Genomic DNA, 17347 nt, shown 5'->3' with positions numbered 1-17347 from the left:
AGGTCAGGTCGTGGACTCCACCACGTATAAAGGTCGACTGCGCACACTCTCGAAGGTCTTGCCCACATACAGGCCGACGATGCCCAGCACCAGAATAATCAGGCCGGAGAAGAAGCTGATGGCAATGAGCAAGCTAGTATACCCCGGCACCGTAATCTGGCCCACCGCAAAGCGAAAAAGGGTAATCAAACCCAGCAGGAAGGCCCCGCTGGCCAGCAATAGCCCTAAATAGGCAGTCAGCCGAAGGGGTTTATCGGAGTACGACACAATGACATCGGTGGCCAACCGGAGTCGGCGGGCAAAACTGTAAGTGCTGGGCCGCCCTTCGGCAGCGTGCTCTACGGCTATAGTGGTTTGTCGAAATCCCACCCAGCGGATCATGGTGGGGAAATAGCGGATACTCTCGCGCAGTTCGCGCACGGCCGTAATAACGCGGGAATGATAAAGCCCGAAATTGGCTACGGAAGGGTCTTGCGGAGCGCCGGTGAGGTAGGAGAGGAGGGCATAGAACAGCTTAGAAACGCTTTTCTTTACCCAAGCATCCTGCCGCCCAGCCCGGCTGGCCAGCACTACATCGAACCCCTGCTGCGCGCGGTAGTAGAAGGCCGGAATTTCTTCGGGCCGGTCCTGCAAATCACAATCCATGACAATAACCCATTCGCCCCGGGCCTGGTCGAGCCCGGCGGTAATGGCGTGGTGCTGGCCGAAGTTGCGGCTAAGGCGCACCCCCCGAATGCGCGCGTCTTGGGCCGCATGTTGCTGAATTTTGCCCCAGCTATTGTCCGGACTGCCGTCGTCGACCAGAATAATTTCGTACGAAGCAGATAGCGTGGCTAACGACCGACCAAGGCGCAGGACTAATTCGTCCAGAAGTGATTCAGCCCGGTACACCGGGCTGATAACGGAGAACATGGGGTTGGCGGCAAGGGGCATTTAAGAAAAGCAGAAAGCCGATGGAAACCGGGCTCCAAATGCAAGCACCAGTTTTGACAGCTACGTGTCAGCAGCCCAAAGGTAATAACTCGGGCTACGGCAAGCGGAATAATAAAGTAACTCCTGCCAACAGCCGCTTATCTTCCGGTTTCTGCCTCAACGCTCCACTTCCCAGTTTCCTATTCTCATGCTACTTACTCATCTTCTGACTGACTTACCCTGGGACAGCACCTTCTTCGGTTTTCGGGTTGGGCAACTTGCGGCAAAGCAACTGTCGGAGGAGCAGTTACAAGCGGCCGTAGCCCAGGCCCGGGACCTGGGATATGGGTTGTTGTACTGGTTTGTAGATCCTACCGATGCTGTGTCATTAGCTGCTGCGGCCTGTAATAGCCTGGCGGCCGTGGATGACAAACGCATATACACCGTCGCGCTGCTGGGCAAAGAAAAACAGCCAACCTCGGTGCAGCCTGCTAGTGAAGCACACCCCAAATTGGTGGCTCTGGCTGTACAAAGTGGCGTGTACTCCCGGTTTCGCACGGATAAGCGCTTCGCAGCCGGGGCGTATGAGCAACTGTATACGCAGTGGCTGGATAAGGCCCTCACAGGGGCGCCGACGCAGCAAGTCCTCATCTACCCCGCCGGAAGTGCTGCGGAAGCTCAAGGCCTGCTCACTTTGGAAAGAAGAGAAGGTACCATTCAGATAGGCTTATTGGCCGTTGACACGGAATGGCGCCGCCGGGGTATAGGCCAGCAACTATTGAATGCTGCTAAAAGGGAGGCGTATGCCGCGGGCTTTTCTACGTTGCAGGTAACTACGCAGGGGGCCAATGCGGCTGCCTGCCGCTTGTATGAGCAGAATGGATTTACGTTACACCAGCGGCACTATGTCTTTCATATCTGGTTGCCGCAGGAAGAGTAACAGAGTTGCCGTACTTTTGCAGTCAATTCCGTATAGCCGGCCAATTGGCTGCTTCTCTTCTGTATGCATATTCTTTTTTTGGTGCCGTATCCTCCCGGCAAAGCCCCTTCTCAGCGGTTCCGGTTCGAGCAATACCTGCATTTTCTGACCCAAGCCGGGCACACCTATCAACTCGAATCCTTCATTTCGGAAGAAACCTGGGCTATTCTCTACAAGCCGGGCCACACCCTGACCAAAGCCCTGGGCATTCTGGGCGGCTTTCTGCGGCGGTTGCTGCTGCTGTTTTCGGTGCCCAAGGCCGACTTTGTCTTTATTCACCGCGAAGCCTCGCCCATTGGGCCGCCCGTATTCGAGTGGCTTATTGCCAAGCTTTTCGGCAAGCGCATCATCTACGATTTCGATGACGCCATCTGGATTCCGAATACCTCAGCCGCCAACAGCATTGTGGCCGGCGTAAAATGGCACCACAAAGTGGGCAGCATATGCCGCTGGGCCTACAAAGTGAGCTGTGGTAACACGTACCTGCGCGACTTTGCTCGGCAGTTCAACCCCAATGCCATTGTCAACCCCACTACCATCGACACAGTTAACCTGCATAATCAGGTAAAGGATCAGCGTACTGACAAGCTGGTCATTGGCTGGACGGGCACGCACTCGACCATGAAGTACCTGGAGCAGGTGGTGCCGGTGCTGGCCGAGTTGGAGCAGCACTACGACTTCGAATTCCGCGTAATTTCCAATCAGGAACCGCAGTTGCCGCTTAAGTCCCTGGGCTTTCGGCCGTGGCGCAAAGACACCGAAATTGCCGATCTGCTAACGTTCAATATCGGCCTGATGCCTTTGGAAGATGACCCCTGGGCCAAGGGTAAGTGTGCCTTTAAAGCCCTGCAATACATGGCTTTGGGCGTGCCAGCACTGGTTTCGCCGGTTGGTATGAACAGCGAAGTGGTGACCGAAGGCGTGAATGGCTACATCTGCTCCACCTACCAGGAGTGGTACCACGGGTTGGAGAAATTATTGAAAGACCACGACCTGCGCACTCAGTTCGGTCAGGCGGCCCGGGCAACCATTGAAGCCCGCTTCTCAGTGGAGGCAAACCGCGCTAATTTCTTGGAGCTCTTTACCTGAAACTCCATGATGTAAAGAGCCGCCAGATAGAAGGGCATCAGCGGAATTTTGTAGCGTACCAGCGTACCAAAGTTACCGCTGTTGGTCCCCACCCCAATGGCAAATACAAGGGCGAAAAGAAAGCAAAAGGTTACCAGCGGCGTGCTGGCTATTTGACTAAAGCTTTTGAAAAAGCCCGTTCGATAAAACATCATCACCGTCAGGTAGATGAACATGGTTGCCTCCAGAGCCGAAAGCAGCATAACCGGGTTGCGCGCCTCAAACAAAAAGGGGCGGAACAGCGACACGATGATGGCCTGGGGAGCTACCGTAACCAAGCTGCCCAGGCTGCCATCAAAGGAGCCAATGTTATAGGCCGAGCCCTGGTCCTTGGTCAGGCTGTAAAGGTACTCCTGGTTGATTTTGGTTCGCTCCCCGATTTTATCCACGGCAAAACGGTCGTCATCGGCGGTCAGGTTAGTGGCGCCCAGGTAGCCGGCTCCCACACCCAGCAACAGGAAGAATGGCTTGAGAATGGCGCGTAGCGCGGCACTCTTGATGCGGCGGTTGTTTTCAATGAAGATCCAGAGCAGGGCCGGGGGCATGAAGGACAGCAGGATGTAGACCTTCACCGTTATGAGCACATAGGCCCCCAGAAGCCCCACGGTGGACGAAAAAAGCATGTTGCGCTTGAGTACGGCCGCGTGGTAGAAACCGTAGAAAACCCAGCCCAGGGCCCCGATACAAAGGGAGTCTTTCATGACCCCAGAACCCCAAAAAAACACCGACGGCAGAAAGAACACCGCTACGGCCAGCCGCTTGTAGAGCAGAGGGTAAGCCCGGACGAAGGTCAAGTACATGGCCCACATGCCGCTGAAGCTGAGGCCCGCAAAAACCAGGGCAATGACGGAGTAGGTATTGAAGCTCAGCAGGGCTGCTACCGCCGCTACCCGCACCACAAAGTATTCAGTAGTCGACTTATACCAGTACATCTGGCTGGTATAGCGCGAAGTCAGCTGGTCGAATTCCCCGTTGGCAAAAATCAGCTTGATACCCGCCGCCGGCGAGTCGCCGAAGGCATTGTAAATAATGCTCGAGTGCTTGGTGTAGTTGAACGTGTCGCCGCCGCCGTAATAGAACTGGTAGATCAGGCCCAGCGCAATGGCGCCGACAAACTTGACCGTCAGAGCCGGCATAAAGTACCGGCGGGTGAAGGCATTAGTGACCTTACCACGCACGCCGTAGGCAATGCCATAGAAGATGGCCAAGTACAGGGGTGTCAGCAGTAGGTCGCGTAGTTCCATCCGGCGAAAGAGGTTAAGCCCTTATTTCTTGTTCTTCTTCACGTAGGCTTTTGCCTCCTTGTATTCCGCCGACTTGTGGTCTGCCTTATCGGCTACGACATTATAGTAGCGCAGGGCCGTTCTGGTGTCTTTTTCTTTGTCGGCAATCTGGGCTAATTTCTGGTTGGCATACAGATAAAAGCCCCCATTCGTGTCGCCTGTGCTTTCGGCAAACACGATACTGCGCTGGTAGTAATCTTTGGCCTTAGCGCGGTCCTTGTACTTATTTTGCATCAGCCACCCCAGAAAATAAGTGGCGTAGCGCCCACTGATGCCCTCGTAGCCAGGCATGCCCTGGTTAAGCTTGTCCAGGATTTCCCGGCTGACCCGCTCACACTCCGAGAAATTGCCTTCGTTGAAACACAATAAGGCGTAGAAGCGCTGGAAATAGGCGTTGTCGGGGAAAGTGGTAGCCAGGTAGCGAGCTACCGGCATGGAAGCCGCAGTGTTGTTTTCCTCGTTGTTGAGGATGCGCATCAGAAAAGTCTTCGCCTCCAAGCCCGTGTAGAAGCCATTATCAGCCACATTTTTTAGCTGCTGCAGACCCAGCGCCCGGTTGCCTTTGGGAAAGAACAGCAGCACGGGCCGCAGCAAGGGGTAGTTTTCCGAAATCCAGACCGCGTAGTAATTAAACAAAGCTTGACCAAACAAAAACTCCGGGCTCAAGCCGTTGGCTTCCTTGCTTTTTTCGAGGTAGTCAAGGGCCCGCTTGCTGCTAACGGTTGCTTTGCGCCAGTTCTTGCGCTCCGCGTTCAGGCGAGCATCGAAGCCGTAGGCGGCCGAGAGAAAAAAGCAGGCTTCGTAGTTTTTATTATCAGCCTCGTATAGCTTCTCGCCGTAGGTCACGGCCGTGTCCATGTAGGCGAAAAAGGTCTTGTCGTAAAGCTTGGTCTGAACGTTGGTCGGTACAATTTTCCACCACGCACTCAGGCCCAGCAGAAAGTAGGGCATGGGGTGTTGCGGGTAGCGGCGACGCAGGGAGCGAAATTGCTTTTCAGCCTTGTCGTACTTGAAGTTGTAGAGGTTCTGCACCGCCCCGTCCAGCTCCGTCTGAATGTCCTTATCCAGTAGTAGCCAGCCTTTTGTGTCGACGGCTCCGGGCGCAATATCCACGTTTTCGAGCTCTATTTTGCGGATAGGGCGGGGCGTACGGGTTGTATCGGGCTGCTGGGCCTGCGCCGCGAGGGGCAGGAGGAGGAGCAACAGGATAAAACGGATTTTTTGGATCATGGGCGCATTTGGTGGCGGGTGAGCTGGTAGCTTCCACTACCAGTCAGTCACGCCACGGGAAAGCTAAAGTATGACTTTTATCCTAGATTTGGGCGAATAAACACGCGACTATGGACCTTCTGCGAACCTTATGCCAATTGGCTGCTCCGGCTGGCAATGAGGCCCCAATGACTGAATTCCTTTTAAACTACATTGCTCAGTCTCAAAGTTCGTGGCGCGTACAGCCACAGGTGCTGAGCGGAGAGGAATTTCAAGATTGTATTATTCTAATATTTGGCAAGCCGCGCACAGCCGTGTTTGCGCACATGGACAGTATTGGGTTTACCGTTCGCTACGGCCAGGAATTGGTGCGTATCGGCGGACCCCGCACCGAAACCGGTTATCGGCTCGTAGGACAGGACTCGCAGGGCACTATCGACTGTACGCTCACGGTTGATGAAGAAACCGGGGAGTTGGGCTATGAGTTCACCCGGCCAATAGAACGGGGCACTGAGCTAACCTTTTTCTGCGACTTTCGCGAAACCGAAACGTCGGTTCAGTCGTGCTACCTCGATAATCGGTTGGGTGTTTGGAATGCCCTGCGCCTAGCCGAAACCCTGGAAAACGGCATTATTGCCTTTAGCTGTTGGGAAGAGCACGGCGGCGGGTCGGTAGCGTATCTGGCCAAGTATATATACGAGCACTACAGCGTGCGGCAGGCCCTGATTTCGGATATCACCTGGGTAACCGAGGGCGTGCACGCTGGTAAGGGAGTTGTCATCTCCCTGCGCGATTCCCTGATTCCGCGGCGCTCTTACGTCGACCGAATCCGGCGCCTGGCGCGCGAAGCCGGCATCGCGCACCAGTTGGAAGTGGAAGGCAGCGGCGGCTCCGACGCCAAGGAGTTGCAGCACGGCGCCCAGCCCTGGGACTGGTGCTTCATTGGGGCCCCCGAAGACCATGTGCATTCCCCTAACGAGCTGGTAGACAAGCGGGATATCGACAGTATGCTGGCGCTCTACCAAGTGCTGATGCGGGAGCTGTAAAGCTAAACAGTAGTCCGCTGGCGCCGGCCGCGAAGGCCGCTGGTTACTGCTAAAGTTAAAATTGGGTTGTAATATTGTCTTTCAAATCCTTCTGCTGTGAAATCAATTCTAATAACTGGTGGAGCAGGCTTTGTCGGCTCTGCTCTTGCCCTGCAGTTCAAACAGGCTTATCCTGACTGCCACATCATTGCTTTCGATAACCTTAAACGTCGGGGCTCAGAGCTGAATCTGCCTCGTTTGCGCGCCGCTGGTATCGAGTTTGTGCACGGCGATATTCGAACCAAGGAGGATTTTGCCGCCCTGCCCGCGGTAGAGGCCGTAATTGAAGCCTCTGCCGAGCCTTCCGTGCTGGCAGGACTGACTTCGGCGCCCGATTACTTGATCAACACTAATCTGGGTGGCACGGTAAACTGCCTCAACTACGCCCGGCAGCATGACGCTGCCTTCGTGTTTCTTTCCACGAGCCGGATTTATCCTATCAATCAGATTGATAGCATTAAGCTGGATGAGGCTGCAACCCGTTTTGAGGTAAGCGCCGAGCAGCCTTTTGGCGGCATCTCGCCCAAGGGCTTGGCTGAAGAATTTCCGTTGGAAGGCTACCGTTCCTTGTATGGAGCTACCAAATTGTGCTCAGAATACCTCATTCAGGAGTACCACCATTTCTACAATATGCGCACGGTTATCAACCGGTGCGGCGTTCTGACGGGGCCATGGCAGATGGGAAAGGTTGACCAGGGTGTTATTGTGCTCTGGGTGGCGCGTCACTTCTGGAAACAGCAACTGGGCTATTTCGGCTTCGGGGGCACCGGCAAGCAAGTGCGCGACATTTTGCATGTCGATGACTTATTCGATCTGGTAAATTACCAGCTGCAGAACCTGGACCAGGTAAATGGCAAAACGCTGAATGTGGGTGGTGGCTACGATATCAGCGTTAGTTTGCAGGAGCTGACGGAAGTATGCCAGCGCGTGACGGGTAATACCGTCCCAATTGTGTCGCAGGCTGAAAACCGGCAGGCCGATATTGCGTTGTACCTGACCGATAATACCCGGGTCACGGAGCTGACTGGCTGGACGCCAAAGCGCTCCGTGGAGCAGATTGTAACGGATGTATACAACTGGCTGCGGGAAAATGAATCTCAACTCAAGCCTATTCTGGGCTAATTAACTTTTTCTGAACATGAAAGTAGCACTCATCACTGGGGCGGGGGGCCTGATTGGTAGTGAAGCCGTCGAATTCTTCGCCGACAAGTTTGACATCGTTGTCGGGGTCGACAATAATATGCGCAGCTATTTCTTCGGCGAGCAGGCCTCGACCGACTGGAACCGCGCCCGGCTGCAGAATACTTTCAACAACTACCGCCACTACGCGGCCGATATCCGCGACCTGGCGGCCCTGGAAGCTATTTTCCGGGAGTACGGTGCCGACATTGCCCTGATTGTGCACACGGCCGCCCAGCCCAGCCACGACTGGGCCGCCCGCGAACCGTTCACGGACTTCTCGGTAAATGCCACCGGCACGCTGAACATGCTCGAACTGACGCGTCAGCATGCCCCCGAGGCCGTGTTCATCTTCACTTCGACCAACAAGGTATACGGCGACAACCCCAACTTCCTGCCGCTGGTAGAGCTGGAAACCCGCTGGGAAATCGACCAGAACCATCCTTACTTTGAGCGGGGCATCGATGAGCAAATGAGCATCGACCACACCACGCACTCGTTGTTTGGTGCTTCCAAGGTTGCCGCCGACGTATTGGTGCAGGAGTATGGCCGCTACTTCAACATGAAAACGGCCGTCTTCCGTGGGGGCTGTCTCACCGGGCCTCGTCACTCGGGCGCCCAGCTGCACGGCTTCCTGTCGTATCTGATGAAGTGCGCCATTACCGGTCAGCACTACACCGTGTTTGGCTACAAAGGCAAGCAGGTGCGCGACAATATCCACTCCCACGACTTGGTGAACATGTTCTGGCACTTCTACCAGCAACCCCGCACGGGCGGGGAGGTGTACAACGCTGGTGGTGGCCGCTTTGCCAACTGCTCGATGCAAGAGGCCATTGCGCTGTGTGAGAAAATCACCGAGAACAAGATGAATTACTCGTACTCGGATCAGAACCGTATCGGTGACCATATCTGGTACGTGTCGGATGTGAGCCGCTTCGAGCAGCACTACCCGGGCTGGGAGTTCAAGTACGACCTGACCAGCACCCTGACGCAGATCTTCAACGAATTGCGCGAGCGTCAGCCTGCATGAAGCTGAGTGTTGTTATTCCTGCTTACAACGAGGAAGAAAGCATTGGCGAAACCCTGCGGACGCTGTATGCCAAACTGGTAGAAGAGCAGATCGACCACGAAATCGTGGTTACCAATGATAATTCGAAGGATAACACCCTGGGCCAGCTGCAACTGCTGGCCCAGGAAATTCCGACCCTGAATTATTATACCAATGCTGGTCCGAATGGCTTTGGCTACGCCGTCCGCTACGGCCTCGAGCGGTACCAGGGCGACTGTGTGGCCGTGATGATGGCCGACTTGTCGGACGACCCGGCCGACCTGGTGCTCTACTACCGCAAGATGCAGGAAGGCTACGACTGCGTATTCGGCAGCCGCTGGATCAAGGGTGGGCGGGTCGTCGACTACCCCGCGCACAAGAAGTACATCAACCGGCTAGCCAACGGCATCGTCAAGACGTTGTTCCGGCTCAAGTACAACGACTGCACCAATGCCTTCAAGCTCTACAGCCGGCATACCATGGAGGGCCTCAAGCCTTTTCTGGCCCCGCACTTCAATCTGACGCTAGAGTTGCCGCTCAAAGCTATTGTGCGGGGGTACAGCTACGCCGTAGTACCCAACTCCTGGACGAACCGCAAGTATGGCGAGTCGAAGCTGAAGATCAAGGAAATGGGCAGCCGGTATTTCTTCATCATGATGTACTGCCTGATCGAGAAATACTTCTCTCGCGGTGATTTTCACAAGGCGAAAACCATCCCTCAAAAGGCCTAATGGCTACATCACTAAAGCAAGGGCGCTGGTTGGCTTGGCTGGCCGGCGCCCGTTTGTTTTGGGCCCTGGTGGCCTTAAACTTCCTGGTTACCATTGCCGTGGCCGTGGCTACTTTCCACACCATCAGCGGCGACCATTACACCTACCTGGGCTACGCCGACGGCCTGCTGCAGGGGCGGTATACCTACTGGTATTTTTTGCCGGAGTACGTGCCGGATACCTTCCGCAATCCTGGCTACCCGCTGTTTCTGCTGCTGGTTAAGGCCCTAGGCGGGGGAGAAATAGCAGCGCGGGTTGTGCAGGTCGTACTTTATCTGCTGACCCTGGGCATCGTGGTAAAACTGGCCGCCCGCTGTGAGCCAGATAGCCGCTCCTGGCTGGTGCGCAACCTGTTTCTGGTGCTGCTGCTGCCCAATATTCAGCTGGCGTATTTTGCCGCCGTTATTTTTCCGGAAGTGCTGGTGGCCTTTTTGATTGCCACCTACGCGTATGTAGCGCTTTCCTGGCCGGTAGGGGCGTGGAAACGGACAATAGCTCTAGCCCTGCTCGCCGGGCTTATTTTCCAGACCCGACCTATCTTTATTCTTTTCCCAGGCCTGCAATTAGTACTGGACTTCTGGCAAACCTGGCGTAAGGCGGCTTTTTCTTGGCTGCAGGCCGCGGCGTTGTTGGTTATATTTGGCGCTACCATGCTGCCTTATGCACTCTGGAATTACCGCCACCACGGAGTTTTGAAGCCTACTTCACTTGAAGGCGGAGCCGGCGTGATGCAAATTGGCTTTTGGGCCCTGCGCATGCCTGGCTACCATGAAACTCGGTACTGGGGCAACCAAATGGGCGACGAAATCATCTCGTTTGTTGAGCCTACGGCGGTGCCCGGCTACATTGCAGCCTTCAATCAGGAGTGGGACTCGATTGATGCCCAGTGCGCGCCCCTGCTGACGGAGCGCGACAAGCGCTACCTGCCCCAGATGAAGGACAACCAGCAGAATCTGTTTCCTACTTACAATTCAGCCTACACCCAACAGCGCGAGAAGCTGTTGATGAAAGCTAACCTAGCCAATATTCGTCGGGAGCCGGGGTACTATCTCAAAACCCGTCTCTATACCTTGATTCGGTTGTGGGTTACGGGTGTTCAGATGAATGCCTGGCGCGAGGCCACGACGCCGTTTGCGAAGCTGAAAGTTGTGTACCCGGCCCTGGTCAGTGCTGCTACGTTCGTGTTGGCTTTGGGAAGCATCGGCTGGGTGCTAGTGCGGCGCCGGGTCGTAAACGGTACGTTTATCTGGTGGCTGTCGTTGGCCCTGGTGGTCTACTTCGGTTTGGTGCATCTGCCCTTTGCCATTCAGGCCCGCTACACCGTACCGGTGCGGCCGTGGCTCCTGCTGGCTACGGCCATTGCCGTTGCAGCTTGGCTTACGCGCCGTCACGAACTGTCTGCGCCCCCGGCGGTGGCCAAGTAGGCCGCAGTACTCAAGTATCGTAGCTGGGAATAAGATAACGTAAAGATTTCAAAAGGCCATTTGGAGCATCCAAATGGCCTTTTAGCTTTTAGTGCAAATTTGGCGACTAATAAAAAATTACAACTGCCCTATATCTGAATCTAGGCCGATAGGCTTAAAAGTTGACTATTAGCTAATAAGATCTATTTTACAAGCACAATCCTTCCAACCAACTCCTAAAACCCCACCACCGCTTATGATGAGTATTCTCTATGTAGCGCCTGCCTTGGGCGTGCTGGCTCTGTTATATACCTGGGTGCGTTCGGGCTGGGTAAGCCGCCAGGATGCGGGTGATGAGCGCATGCGTACTATTGCCGGCTATATTGCCGATGGGGCCATTGCGTTCTTGCGAGCCGAGTACAAGGTCCTGGCACTGTTTGCCCTGATTGCCTGCGCCTTTTTGGGCTACCTGGGGACCACGGGCGAAAAGTCGAGCCCCATTATCGTTATTGCCTTCCTGATCGGAGCGGTCTTCTCGGCGCTGGCCGGCTTCATCGGGATGAAGATTGCCACCAAAGCCAACGTGCGCACAGCCCAAGCGGCTCGTACCAGCTTGTCGAGTGCGCTCAAGGTCTCTTTCACCGGGGGCTCGGTAATGGGGATGGGCGTGGCCGGCTTGGCGGTGCTGGGCCTAGGCTCTTTGTTTATCGTGTTCTACAACATGTTCGTTGTAAGCCAGGGAGGCGGGGCCAACGGTATTGAAATGGAAAAGGCTCTGGAAGTATTAACCGGCTTTTCGCTTGGTGCTGAAAGCATTGCCTTGTTTGCCCGAGTGGGAGGGGGTATCTATACCAAAGCCGCCGACGTGGGTGCCGACTTGGTGGGTAAGGTCGAAGCTGGTATTCCCGAAGACGACCCCCGCAACCCCGCTACCATTGCCGACAACGTGGGCGACAACGTGGGCGACGTGGCCGGCATGGGTGCCGATTTGTTCGGCTCTTATGTGGCAACCATCCTGGCAACCATGGTACTGGGCCGGGAGGTAGTGGCTGCCGGTGACCAGTTCAATGGCTTATCACCGATTTTGCTGCCTATGGTTATTGCTGGCCTGGGTATTCTGGCCTCACTGGTAGGGATTCTGCTGGTGCGCGTCAAGGAAGGCGGCAATGTGCAGGGGGCTCTGAATTTTGGCAATTATGCCTCGGTCGTGGTGTCGGCCGTGGCTTCCTTTTTTGTCATTCGCTGGATGTTGCCGCCCGGCGAACTGGTCATTGGGCGGGCCGGCTCGGTGCCCTTTACTTCCATGGACGTGTTTTATGCGGTAGTTGTAGGCCTCGTTGTGGGTACGCTGATGAGCATTATCACGGAGTACTACACCGCTATGGGCAAGCGCCCGGTAATGAGCATTGTGCAGCAAAGCAGCACGGGCCACGCCACTACCGTAATCGGGGGCTTGGCCGTCGGAATGGAGTCCACGGTACTGCCCATCATTGTGCTGGCCGCCGGTATTGTGTTGTCCTTTGAGTTTGCCGGGCTCTACGGCGTCGCCATTGCCGCTGCCGGCATGATGGCGACCACGGCTATGCAACTGGCCATCGACGCCTTTGGCCCCATTGCCGACAATGCCGGCGGTATTGCCGAAATGAGTGACCTACCCAAGGAAGTGCGGGAGCGGACCGATGTGCTCGACGCGGTGGGCAATACCACCGCTGCCACGGGCAAGGGCTTCGCCATTGCCTCAGCGGCGCTTACTTCTCTGGCCTTGTTTGCCGCCTTCATGGGCACCGCCAACATTGCCAGCATCGACATCAGCAATGCGCGGGTGCTAGCGGGCCTGTTTGTGGGGGCCATGATTCCCTTTATCTTCTCGGCCCTGGCTATTTCGGCCGTGGGCCGGGCTGCCATGGCTATGGTGCAGGAAGTACGGCGGCAGTTCCGCGAAATTCCCGGCATCATGGAAGGCACGGGCCGGCCTGAGTACGAGAAGTGCGTGGCCATTTCCACCCAGGCCGCCATTCGGGAAATGATGCTGCCCGGCGCCATTGCCCTGATTGTGCCTATCGTCATTGGCTTTGCCTTTGGCCCCGAAGTACTGGGTGGTACGCTGGCGGGCGTTACCGTATCGGGCGTGCTGATGGCCATGTTCCAGAGTAACGCCGGCGGCGCCTGGGACAACGCCAAAAAATCCTTCGAGAAGGGCGTGATGGTCAACGGCAAGATGGAGTTCAAGGGCTCTGATGCGCATAAGGCGTCGGTCACGGGCGACACCGTGGGTGACCCGTTTAAGGATACTTCCGGGCCTTCTATGAACATCCTGATTAAGCTCATGTCCATTGTTTCCCTGGTCATTGCGCCCCACATAGCGGCACCCAAGCAAGCTGTAGCTTCCGAGCCCGCACCGCAGGCAAGGCCACAGACCGCACCTCAGCGGGCTTCCGTAGAACCAACCTTCCTGGCTACGGCCAGTCAACTTGCGCAAGCTGGCAAAACCCGCTAACCCCTTACCGTCTGGTTGTCTGCAAGCCCAAAGCTGCCCTTCCCGCCGGAGGGGCAGCTTTTTTGTACTACCTTTGACCGGTAGTTTTGCCTTGAGGACCAAACCCACCCGGATGTCATTGTCCACTATCACGCTGCACGACAAGCAGTTTGCCCCCTATCTGACGGCTAGCCAAATCACGGCGGCCGTGCGTGAACTAGCTGCGCAAATCAACCGCGACTATGTCGGCAAGCAACCACTCTTTGTAGCCGTTCTGAATGGCTCCTTCATGTTTGTGGCCGATTTACTCAAGGAAATTCAGCTGCCCTGTGAAGTGACCTTTATTCGGGTGGCCTCTTACCAGGGTACCAGCAGCACCGGTACGGTGCGCGAAATCATGGGCTTGCAGGAGGAAGTAGCCGGCCGCGACCTGATTGTTGTGGAGGACATTGTCGATAGTGGCCACACGATGAAAGCGCTGCTGGAATTGCTGCAAGCCAAGCGTCCCGCTTCGCTGTCCGTCGCTACCCTGTTTTTGAAGCCGGAGTGCCTGCAGCACGAGCTGGATTTGCGCTACGTCGGCCTGAGTATTCCCAACGACTTCATTGTAGGCTACGGACTTGATTACGACGGTCTGGGCCGCAACTACCCCGACGTCTACACCGCCGTCTGACCCCGAAGCCGTACCCGAAACAAGTTGTCTTCCGTAGAGAAGGGTTTGTTTCCGATTTGTTATCTTTCCCAACCCCCGCTGCTTTTTCTCTCCCCGCGAAATACCCCGCTTTATGCTCAATATCGTACTCTTCGGCCCGCCCGGCGCCGGCAAAGGAACGCAAAGCCAGAAGCTGATTGCCCGTTATAACCTCGTGCATCTTTCCACTGGCGACCTGCTCCGCTCCCAAATCACGCAGGGCACCGAACTTGGTCTGCGGGCCAAGAAACTCATGGACGAAGGCCTACTCGTGCCCGATGAAGTAGTAATCGGCATGATTGAAAGCCAGCTGGCCAACAACACGACGGCCGCCGGCTTTATCTTTGATGGCTTCCCCCGTACCGTGCCCCAGGCCCAGAGCCTCGACGCGCTGACCCAGCGCTACGATACCGGCGTAAGCTGCATGATTGCCCTGGAAGTAGCCGAGGAGGAACTGGTGAAGCGCCTGCTGGAGCGCGGCAAAACCAGTGGCCGCCCCGACGACCAAGACGAAACCAAGATCCGGAAGCGCGTAACCGTCTACAATACCGAAACGGCCCAGGTGGCTGGCTACTACGCCCAGCAGAACAAGTTTCACGGTCTCAATGGCATCGGCGCCATCGATAATATCTTCGGTCAGATCTGCGAAATCGTGGATCAGCACCTGCCCGCAACTCCAGTAGCCGACGGCCAGGCTGCTGCTGATGAAGTAAAAGCGTAACTTTGCCGCTGCTACCCCATGGGTAGTGGCAGAATATCTCTGTCATCCTGAGCAAAGCGAAGGACCTTATCACGCTTGAACGAATCGTTCGGCTGTTATAAGGTCCTTCGCTTTGCTCAGGATGACAGCCTTTTTTACGACAGTTCACCTCAAGAAGCCGGCGTTTCGAATTGCCCCCAATTCTTAATTCCCACTTCTTCATTCTTAATTACCTCCCCGCCGTGGCTTCCAATAACTTCATCGACTACGTCAAAATCAATTGCCGCTCCGGAAAAGGCGGGGCCGGCTCGGGCCACTTTTTCCGCGCCAAAGGCCTGCCCAACGGCGGTCCGGATGGGGGCGACGGGGGCCGGGGAGGCCATATCATTCTGGAAGGCAACTCCCAGCTTTGGACCCTGCTGCACCTGCAGTACCAGAAGCACCTGATTGCCAAGCCTGGCGAAAGCGGCGGCGAAAACCTGCGCACTGGGGCCCAGGGCGACGATATCATCATCCAGGTACCGCTCGGTACCATTGCCCGCGACGCCGAGACGGGGGAGAAGAAGCTCGAAATCACCGAGCACGGGCAGCGCCTGATTCTGACGCCCGGCGGCCGCGGTGGCCTGGGCAACGACCATTTCAAATCGGCCACCAACCAGGCGCCCACCTACTTCCAGCCCGGGGAGCCCGGCATCGACGAGTGGGTAATTCTGGAGCTCAAGCTGCTGGCCGACGTGGGCCTGGTAGGCTTCCCCAACGCGGGCAAAAGCACCCTGCTGTCGGTGGTATCGGCGGCCCGGCCCAAGATTGCCGACTACGCCTTCACGACCCTGACGCCCAACCTGGGCGTGGTGGCCTACCGCGACTACAAGTCGTTTGTGATGGCCGACATTCCCGGCATCATCGAGGGCGCGGCCGAAGGCAAAGGCCTGGGCACCCGCTTTCTGCGCCACATCGAGCGCAACTCGATTCTGCTCTTCATGATTTCGGTCGACAGTAAGGACATTGCTGAAGAGTATCAGATCCTGCTCAGCGAGTTGGAGCAGTTCAACCCCGACCTGCTGACCAAAAAGCGCCTATTGGCCATTACCAAGGCTGATTTGATTGACGACGAGCTCGAAGCCGAAATTCGCGAGACGCTGCCGACCGACTTGCCGACGGTGTTCATTTCCAGCTTGGCCAATAAAAACATCATGCAGCTCAAGGACATGATCTGGCAGGCCCTGCACGCCAAGGAGTAGAAGCGGTGGGCGGGAAAGGATATTTGATCCTGACAATAGCCGCCTTACTGAGCATAGTCTCCTTTCTATGGGCCGGTCCGTGGGGAATGTTGCTTGGCTGGATGGCAATTCTGTTTGTCCCGGTAATGTTGGGCAAAACAATGCTGGTGGTGTTTCCGCTGTGGAAGCTGCACCAACTTGTCAAGCAGAACGTTTCGTCGCCTGACAACGCTTTTCCAACAGCTACCCAGTGGTGGTTGGTAAGCTACATAGCGCTGTGCCTGTGGTTTACTTACCTGATTGCCGAAGGCGAACAGGGTTGGCAGCGCCGGTTTATTGCGCAAATCGATTGGCTGCAATACCCGCTTGCGGCGGCCTTGACGTTCCCGGTAGCCGTGCTGGCATTTTATCTGAAAAGATGGTGTTACCGGTTTTTAGAGCGTGACCAGTAAGGCGCAAGCACCGGAAAAGCACCAATGCCAAACTGACAGCCAAAGCCGCTTTGGCAAACTCCTTGCGCCCCATGTAGCGCTCAACGGCAACTACCGTGAAAAACCCTTTCCGACGAATATTTACGAAAATGGCTGAAGATACCAACCTGCCCCAGGACGACAATCTGTCTGTTGACCCCGACAACGCGGCGGGCGAATTGCAAGAAGAAGTAAACGCCCTCGACACTGACACTGCGGAAGGTGCCGATGGGGGGGCGCCCAAGGCCGAAGCATCCAAAACTGATGCCGAGCTAGCGGAGCTGAAAGATAAATACCTGCGTTTGGCTGCCGAGTTTGATAACTATAAGCGCCGGACGGCCAAAGAGCGCCAGGACTTGTTTAAGACCGCCAGCCAGGAGCTGATGGTAGCGCTGCTGCCCGTGCTCGACGATTTTGACCGGGCCCGTCACCACACCAAGGACACGGAGGATGCTTCTGCCGTGCGCGAAAGCATCGAGATTATATCTACCAAGCTCCAGAAAACCCTGCAGCAGAAAGGCCTGACCCCGATGGAAACCAAAGGCGGCACTTTCGACGCGGACCTGCACGAGGCCATTACCCAGATTCCGGCTCCCTCCGAGGACTTAAAGGGCAAAGTGGTCGACGAGGTGGAAAAAGGCTATTACCTAGGCGACAAAGTAATTCGGCACGCCAAAGTAGTGCTGGGCAGCTAGTAACGAGAACGTCATGCTGAGCCCAGCGAAGCATCTCTACCGCTTCGTTGAGTGTATCAACCCCGGTAGAGATGCTTCCTTCGTCAGCATGACAGACGA

16 protein-coding genes are annotated in these 17347 nt (G+C 56.0%); 13 read left to right on the top strand and 3 right to left on the bottom strand.

What is annotated here, in order from left to right; all coding sequences use genetic code 11:
- Nucleotides 1-3: 3 nt before the first annotated feature.
- On the bottom strand, nucleotides 4-933 hold the full coding sequence (locus E5K02_RS18620) for a glycosyltransferase family 2 protein (RefSeq protein WP_135396742.1): 930 nt from the start codon (nucleotides 931-933) through the stop codon (nucleotides 4-6).
- A 361-nt stretch (nucleotides 934-1294) separates the two neighbouring features.
- Here E5K02_RS18620 and E5K02_RS18615 point away from each other — a divergent pair, with 361 nt between their 5' ends.
- Both E5K02_RS18615 and E5K02_RS18610 read left to right on the top strand, forming a co-directional pair.
- Nucleotides 1295-1852, top strand: a complete 558-nt coding sequence (locus E5K02_RS18615) for a GNAT family N-acetyltransferase (protein ID WP_167856488.1) — start codon at nucleotides 1295-1297, stop codon at nucleotides 1850-1852.
- A 63-nt stretch (nucleotides 1853-1915) separates the two neighbouring features.
- On the top strand, nucleotides 1916-2980 hold the full coding sequence (locus tag E5K02_RS18610; RefSeq protein WP_135396740.1) for a glycosyltransferase family 4 protein: 1065 nt from the start codon (nucleotides 1916-1918) through the stop codon (nucleotides 2978-2980).
- Here the strand turns inward: E5K02_RS18610 and E5K02_RS18605 are convergent.
- Both E5K02_RS18605 and E5K02_RS18600 read right to left on the bottom strand, forming a co-directional pair.
- Nucleotides 2902-4263, bottom strand: coding sequence for a hypothetical protein (locus tag E5K02_RS18605; protein ID WP_135396739.1), 1362 nt, complete (start codon nucleotides 4261-4263; stop codon nucleotides 2902-2904). The two genes, E5K02_RS18610 and E5K02_RS18605, sit on opposite strands and share 79 nt — an antisense overlap.
- A gap of 21 nt (nucleotides 4264-4284) precedes the next feature.
- Nucleotides 4285-5532, bottom strand: a complete 1248-nt coding sequence (locus tag E5K02_RS18600; protein ID WP_135396738.1) for a tetratricopeptide repeat protein — start codon at nucleotides 5530-5532, stop codon at nucleotides 4285-4287.
- A 305-nt stretch (nucleotides 5533-5837) separates the two neighbouring features.
- On the opposite strand from E5K02_RS18600, the gene E5K02_RS18595 reads away from it, so the two are divergent.
- The 11 genes from E5K02_RS18595 (at nucleotide 5838) to E5K02_RS18545 (ending at nucleotide 17248) form a co-directional block, all read left to right on the top strand.
- On the top strand, nucleotides 5838-6557 hold the full coding sequence (locus tag E5K02_RS18595) for a M20/M25/M40 family metallo-hydrolase (protein WP_317128917.1): 720 nt from the start codon (nucleotides 5838-5840) through the stop codon (nucleotides 6555-6557).
- A gap of 96 nt (nucleotides 6558-6653) precedes the next feature.
- A complete protein-coding gene (locus E5K02_RS18590; protein ID WP_135396736.1) occupies nucleotides 6654-7718 on the top strand; it encodes an NAD-dependent epimerase/dehydratase family protein in 1065 nt (354 codons plus the stop codon).
- 16 nt (nucleotides 7719-7734) lie between these two features.
- Nucleotides 7735-8805, top strand: coding sequence for an NAD-dependent epimerase/dehydratase family protein (locus E5K02_RS18585; RefSeq protein ID WP_135396735.1), 1071 nt, complete (start codon nucleotides 7735-7737; stop codon nucleotides 8803-8805).
- The gene (locus E5K02_RS18580) at nucleotides 8802-9554 is read left to right on the top strand and encodes a glycosyltransferase family 2 protein (protein WP_135396734.1); all 753 of its coding nucleotides are present in this window, start codon (nucleotides 8802-8804) and stop codon (nucleotides 9552-9554) included. Before E5K02_RS18585 ends, E5K02_RS18580 begins: the two co-directional genes overlap by 4 nt.
- The gene (locus E5K02_RS18575; protein ID WP_135396733.1) at nucleotides 9554-11017 is read left to right on the top strand and encodes a hypothetical protein; all 1464 of its coding nucleotides are present in this window, start codon (nucleotides 9554-9556) and stop codon (nucleotides 11015-11017) included. Before E5K02_RS18580 ends, E5K02_RS18575 begins: the two co-directional genes overlap by 1 nt.
- Nucleotides 11018-11252: 235 nt before the next feature.
- The gene (locus E5K02_RS18570) at nucleotides 11253-13493 is read left to right on the top strand and encodes a sodium-translocating pyrophosphatase (RefSeq protein ID WP_135396732.1); all 2241 of its coding nucleotides are present in this window, start codon (nucleotides 11253-11255) and stop codon (nucleotides 13491-13493) included.
- Between the two features lie 112 nt (nucleotides 13494-13605).
- Entirely contained in the window at nucleotides 13606-14145 is a 540-nt protein-coding gene (gene hpt / locus E5K02_RS18565; protein ID WP_206025989.1) for a hypoxanthine phosphoribosyltransferase, read from the top strand.
- Nucleotides 14146-14257: 112 nt separating this feature from the next.
- A complete protein-coding gene (locus E5K02_RS18560; protein WP_135396731.1) occupies nucleotides 14258-14884 on the top strand; it encodes an adenylate kinase in 627 nt (208 codons plus the stop codon).
- Between the two features lie 221 nt (nucleotides 14885-15105).
- Nucleotides 15106-16104, top strand: a complete 999-nt coding sequence (gene obgE, locus E5K02_RS18555; RefSeq protein ID WP_135396730.1) for a GTPase ObgE — start codon at nucleotides 15106-15108, stop codon at nucleotides 16102-16104.
- Between the two features lie 101 nt (nucleotides 16105-16205).
- Entirely contained in the window at nucleotides 16206-16535 is a 330-nt protein-coding gene (locus E5K02_RS18550) for a hypothetical protein (RefSeq protein ID WP_135396729.1), read from the top strand.
- 128 nt (nucleotides 16536-16663) lie between these two features.
- Nucleotides 16664-17248, top strand: coding sequence for a nucleotide exchange factor GrpE (locus E5K02_RS18545; RefSeq protein WP_135396728.1), 585 nt, complete (start codon nucleotides 16664-16666; stop codon nucleotides 17246-17248).
- Nucleotides 17249-17347 lie beyond the last annotated feature (99 nt).

The sequence above is a fragment of the Hymenobacter metallicola genome, assembly GCF_004745645.1.
In the GTDB taxonomy this organism is placed as follows: Bacteria; Bacteroidota; Bacteroidia; order Cytophagales; family Hymenobacteraceae; genus Hymenobacter; species Hymenobacter metallicola.
This window is presented reverse-complemented; position numbering and strand designations above follow the sequence as displayed.

Coding starts and splice junctions, on each gene's coding strand:
- E5K02_RS18620 (WP_135396742.1), bottom strand. CDS start 933: ATGCCCCTTGCCGCCAACCCCATGTTCTCCGTTATCAGCCCGGTGTAC.
- E5K02_RS18610 (WP_135396740.1), top strand. CDS start 1,916: ATGCATATTCTTTTTTTGGTGCCGTATCCTCCCGGCAAAGCCCCTTCT.
- E5K02_RS18605 (WP_135396739.1), bottom strand. CDS start 4,263: ATGGAACTACGCGACCTACTGCTGACACCCCTGTACTTGGCCATCTTC.
- E5K02_RS18600 (WP_135396738.1), bottom strand. CDS start 5,532: ATGATCCAAAAAATCCGTTTTATCCTGTTGCTCCTCCTCCTGCCCCTC.
- E5K02_RS18595 (WP_317128917.1), top strand. CDS start 5,838: ATGGACAGTATTGGGTTTACCGTTCGCTACGGCCAGGAATTGGTGCGT.
- E5K02_RS18585 (WP_135396735.1), top strand. CDS start 7,735: ATGAAAGTAGCACTCATCACTGGGGCGGGGGGCCTGATTGGTAGTGAA.
- E5K02_RS18580 (WP_135396734.1), top strand. CDS start 8,802: ATGAAGCTGAGTGTTGTTATTCCTGCTTACAACGAGGAAGAAAGCATT.
- E5K02_RS18575 (WP_135396733.1), top strand. CDS start 9,554: ATGGCTACATCACTAAAGCAAGGGCGCTGGTTGGCTTGGCTGGCCGGC.
- E5K02_RS18570 (WP_135396732.1), top strand. CDS start 11,253: ATGATGAGTATTCTCTATGTAGCGCCTGCCTTGGGCGTGCTGGCTCTG.
- hpt (WP_206025989.1), top strand. CDS start 13,606: ATGTCATTGTCCACTATCACGCTGCACGACAAGCAGTTTGCCCCCTAT.
- E5K02_RS18560 (WP_135396731.1), top strand. CDS start 14,258: ATGCTCAATATCGTACTCTTCGGCCCGCCCGGCGCCGGCAAAGGAACG.
- E5K02_RS18550 (WP_135396729.1), top strand. CDS start 16,206: ATGGCAATTCTGTTTGTCCCGGTAATGTTGGGCAAAACAATGCTGGTG.
- E5K02_RS18545 (WP_135396728.1), top strand. CDS start 16,664: ATGGCTGAAGATACCAACCTGCCCCAGGACGACAATCTGTCTGTTGAC.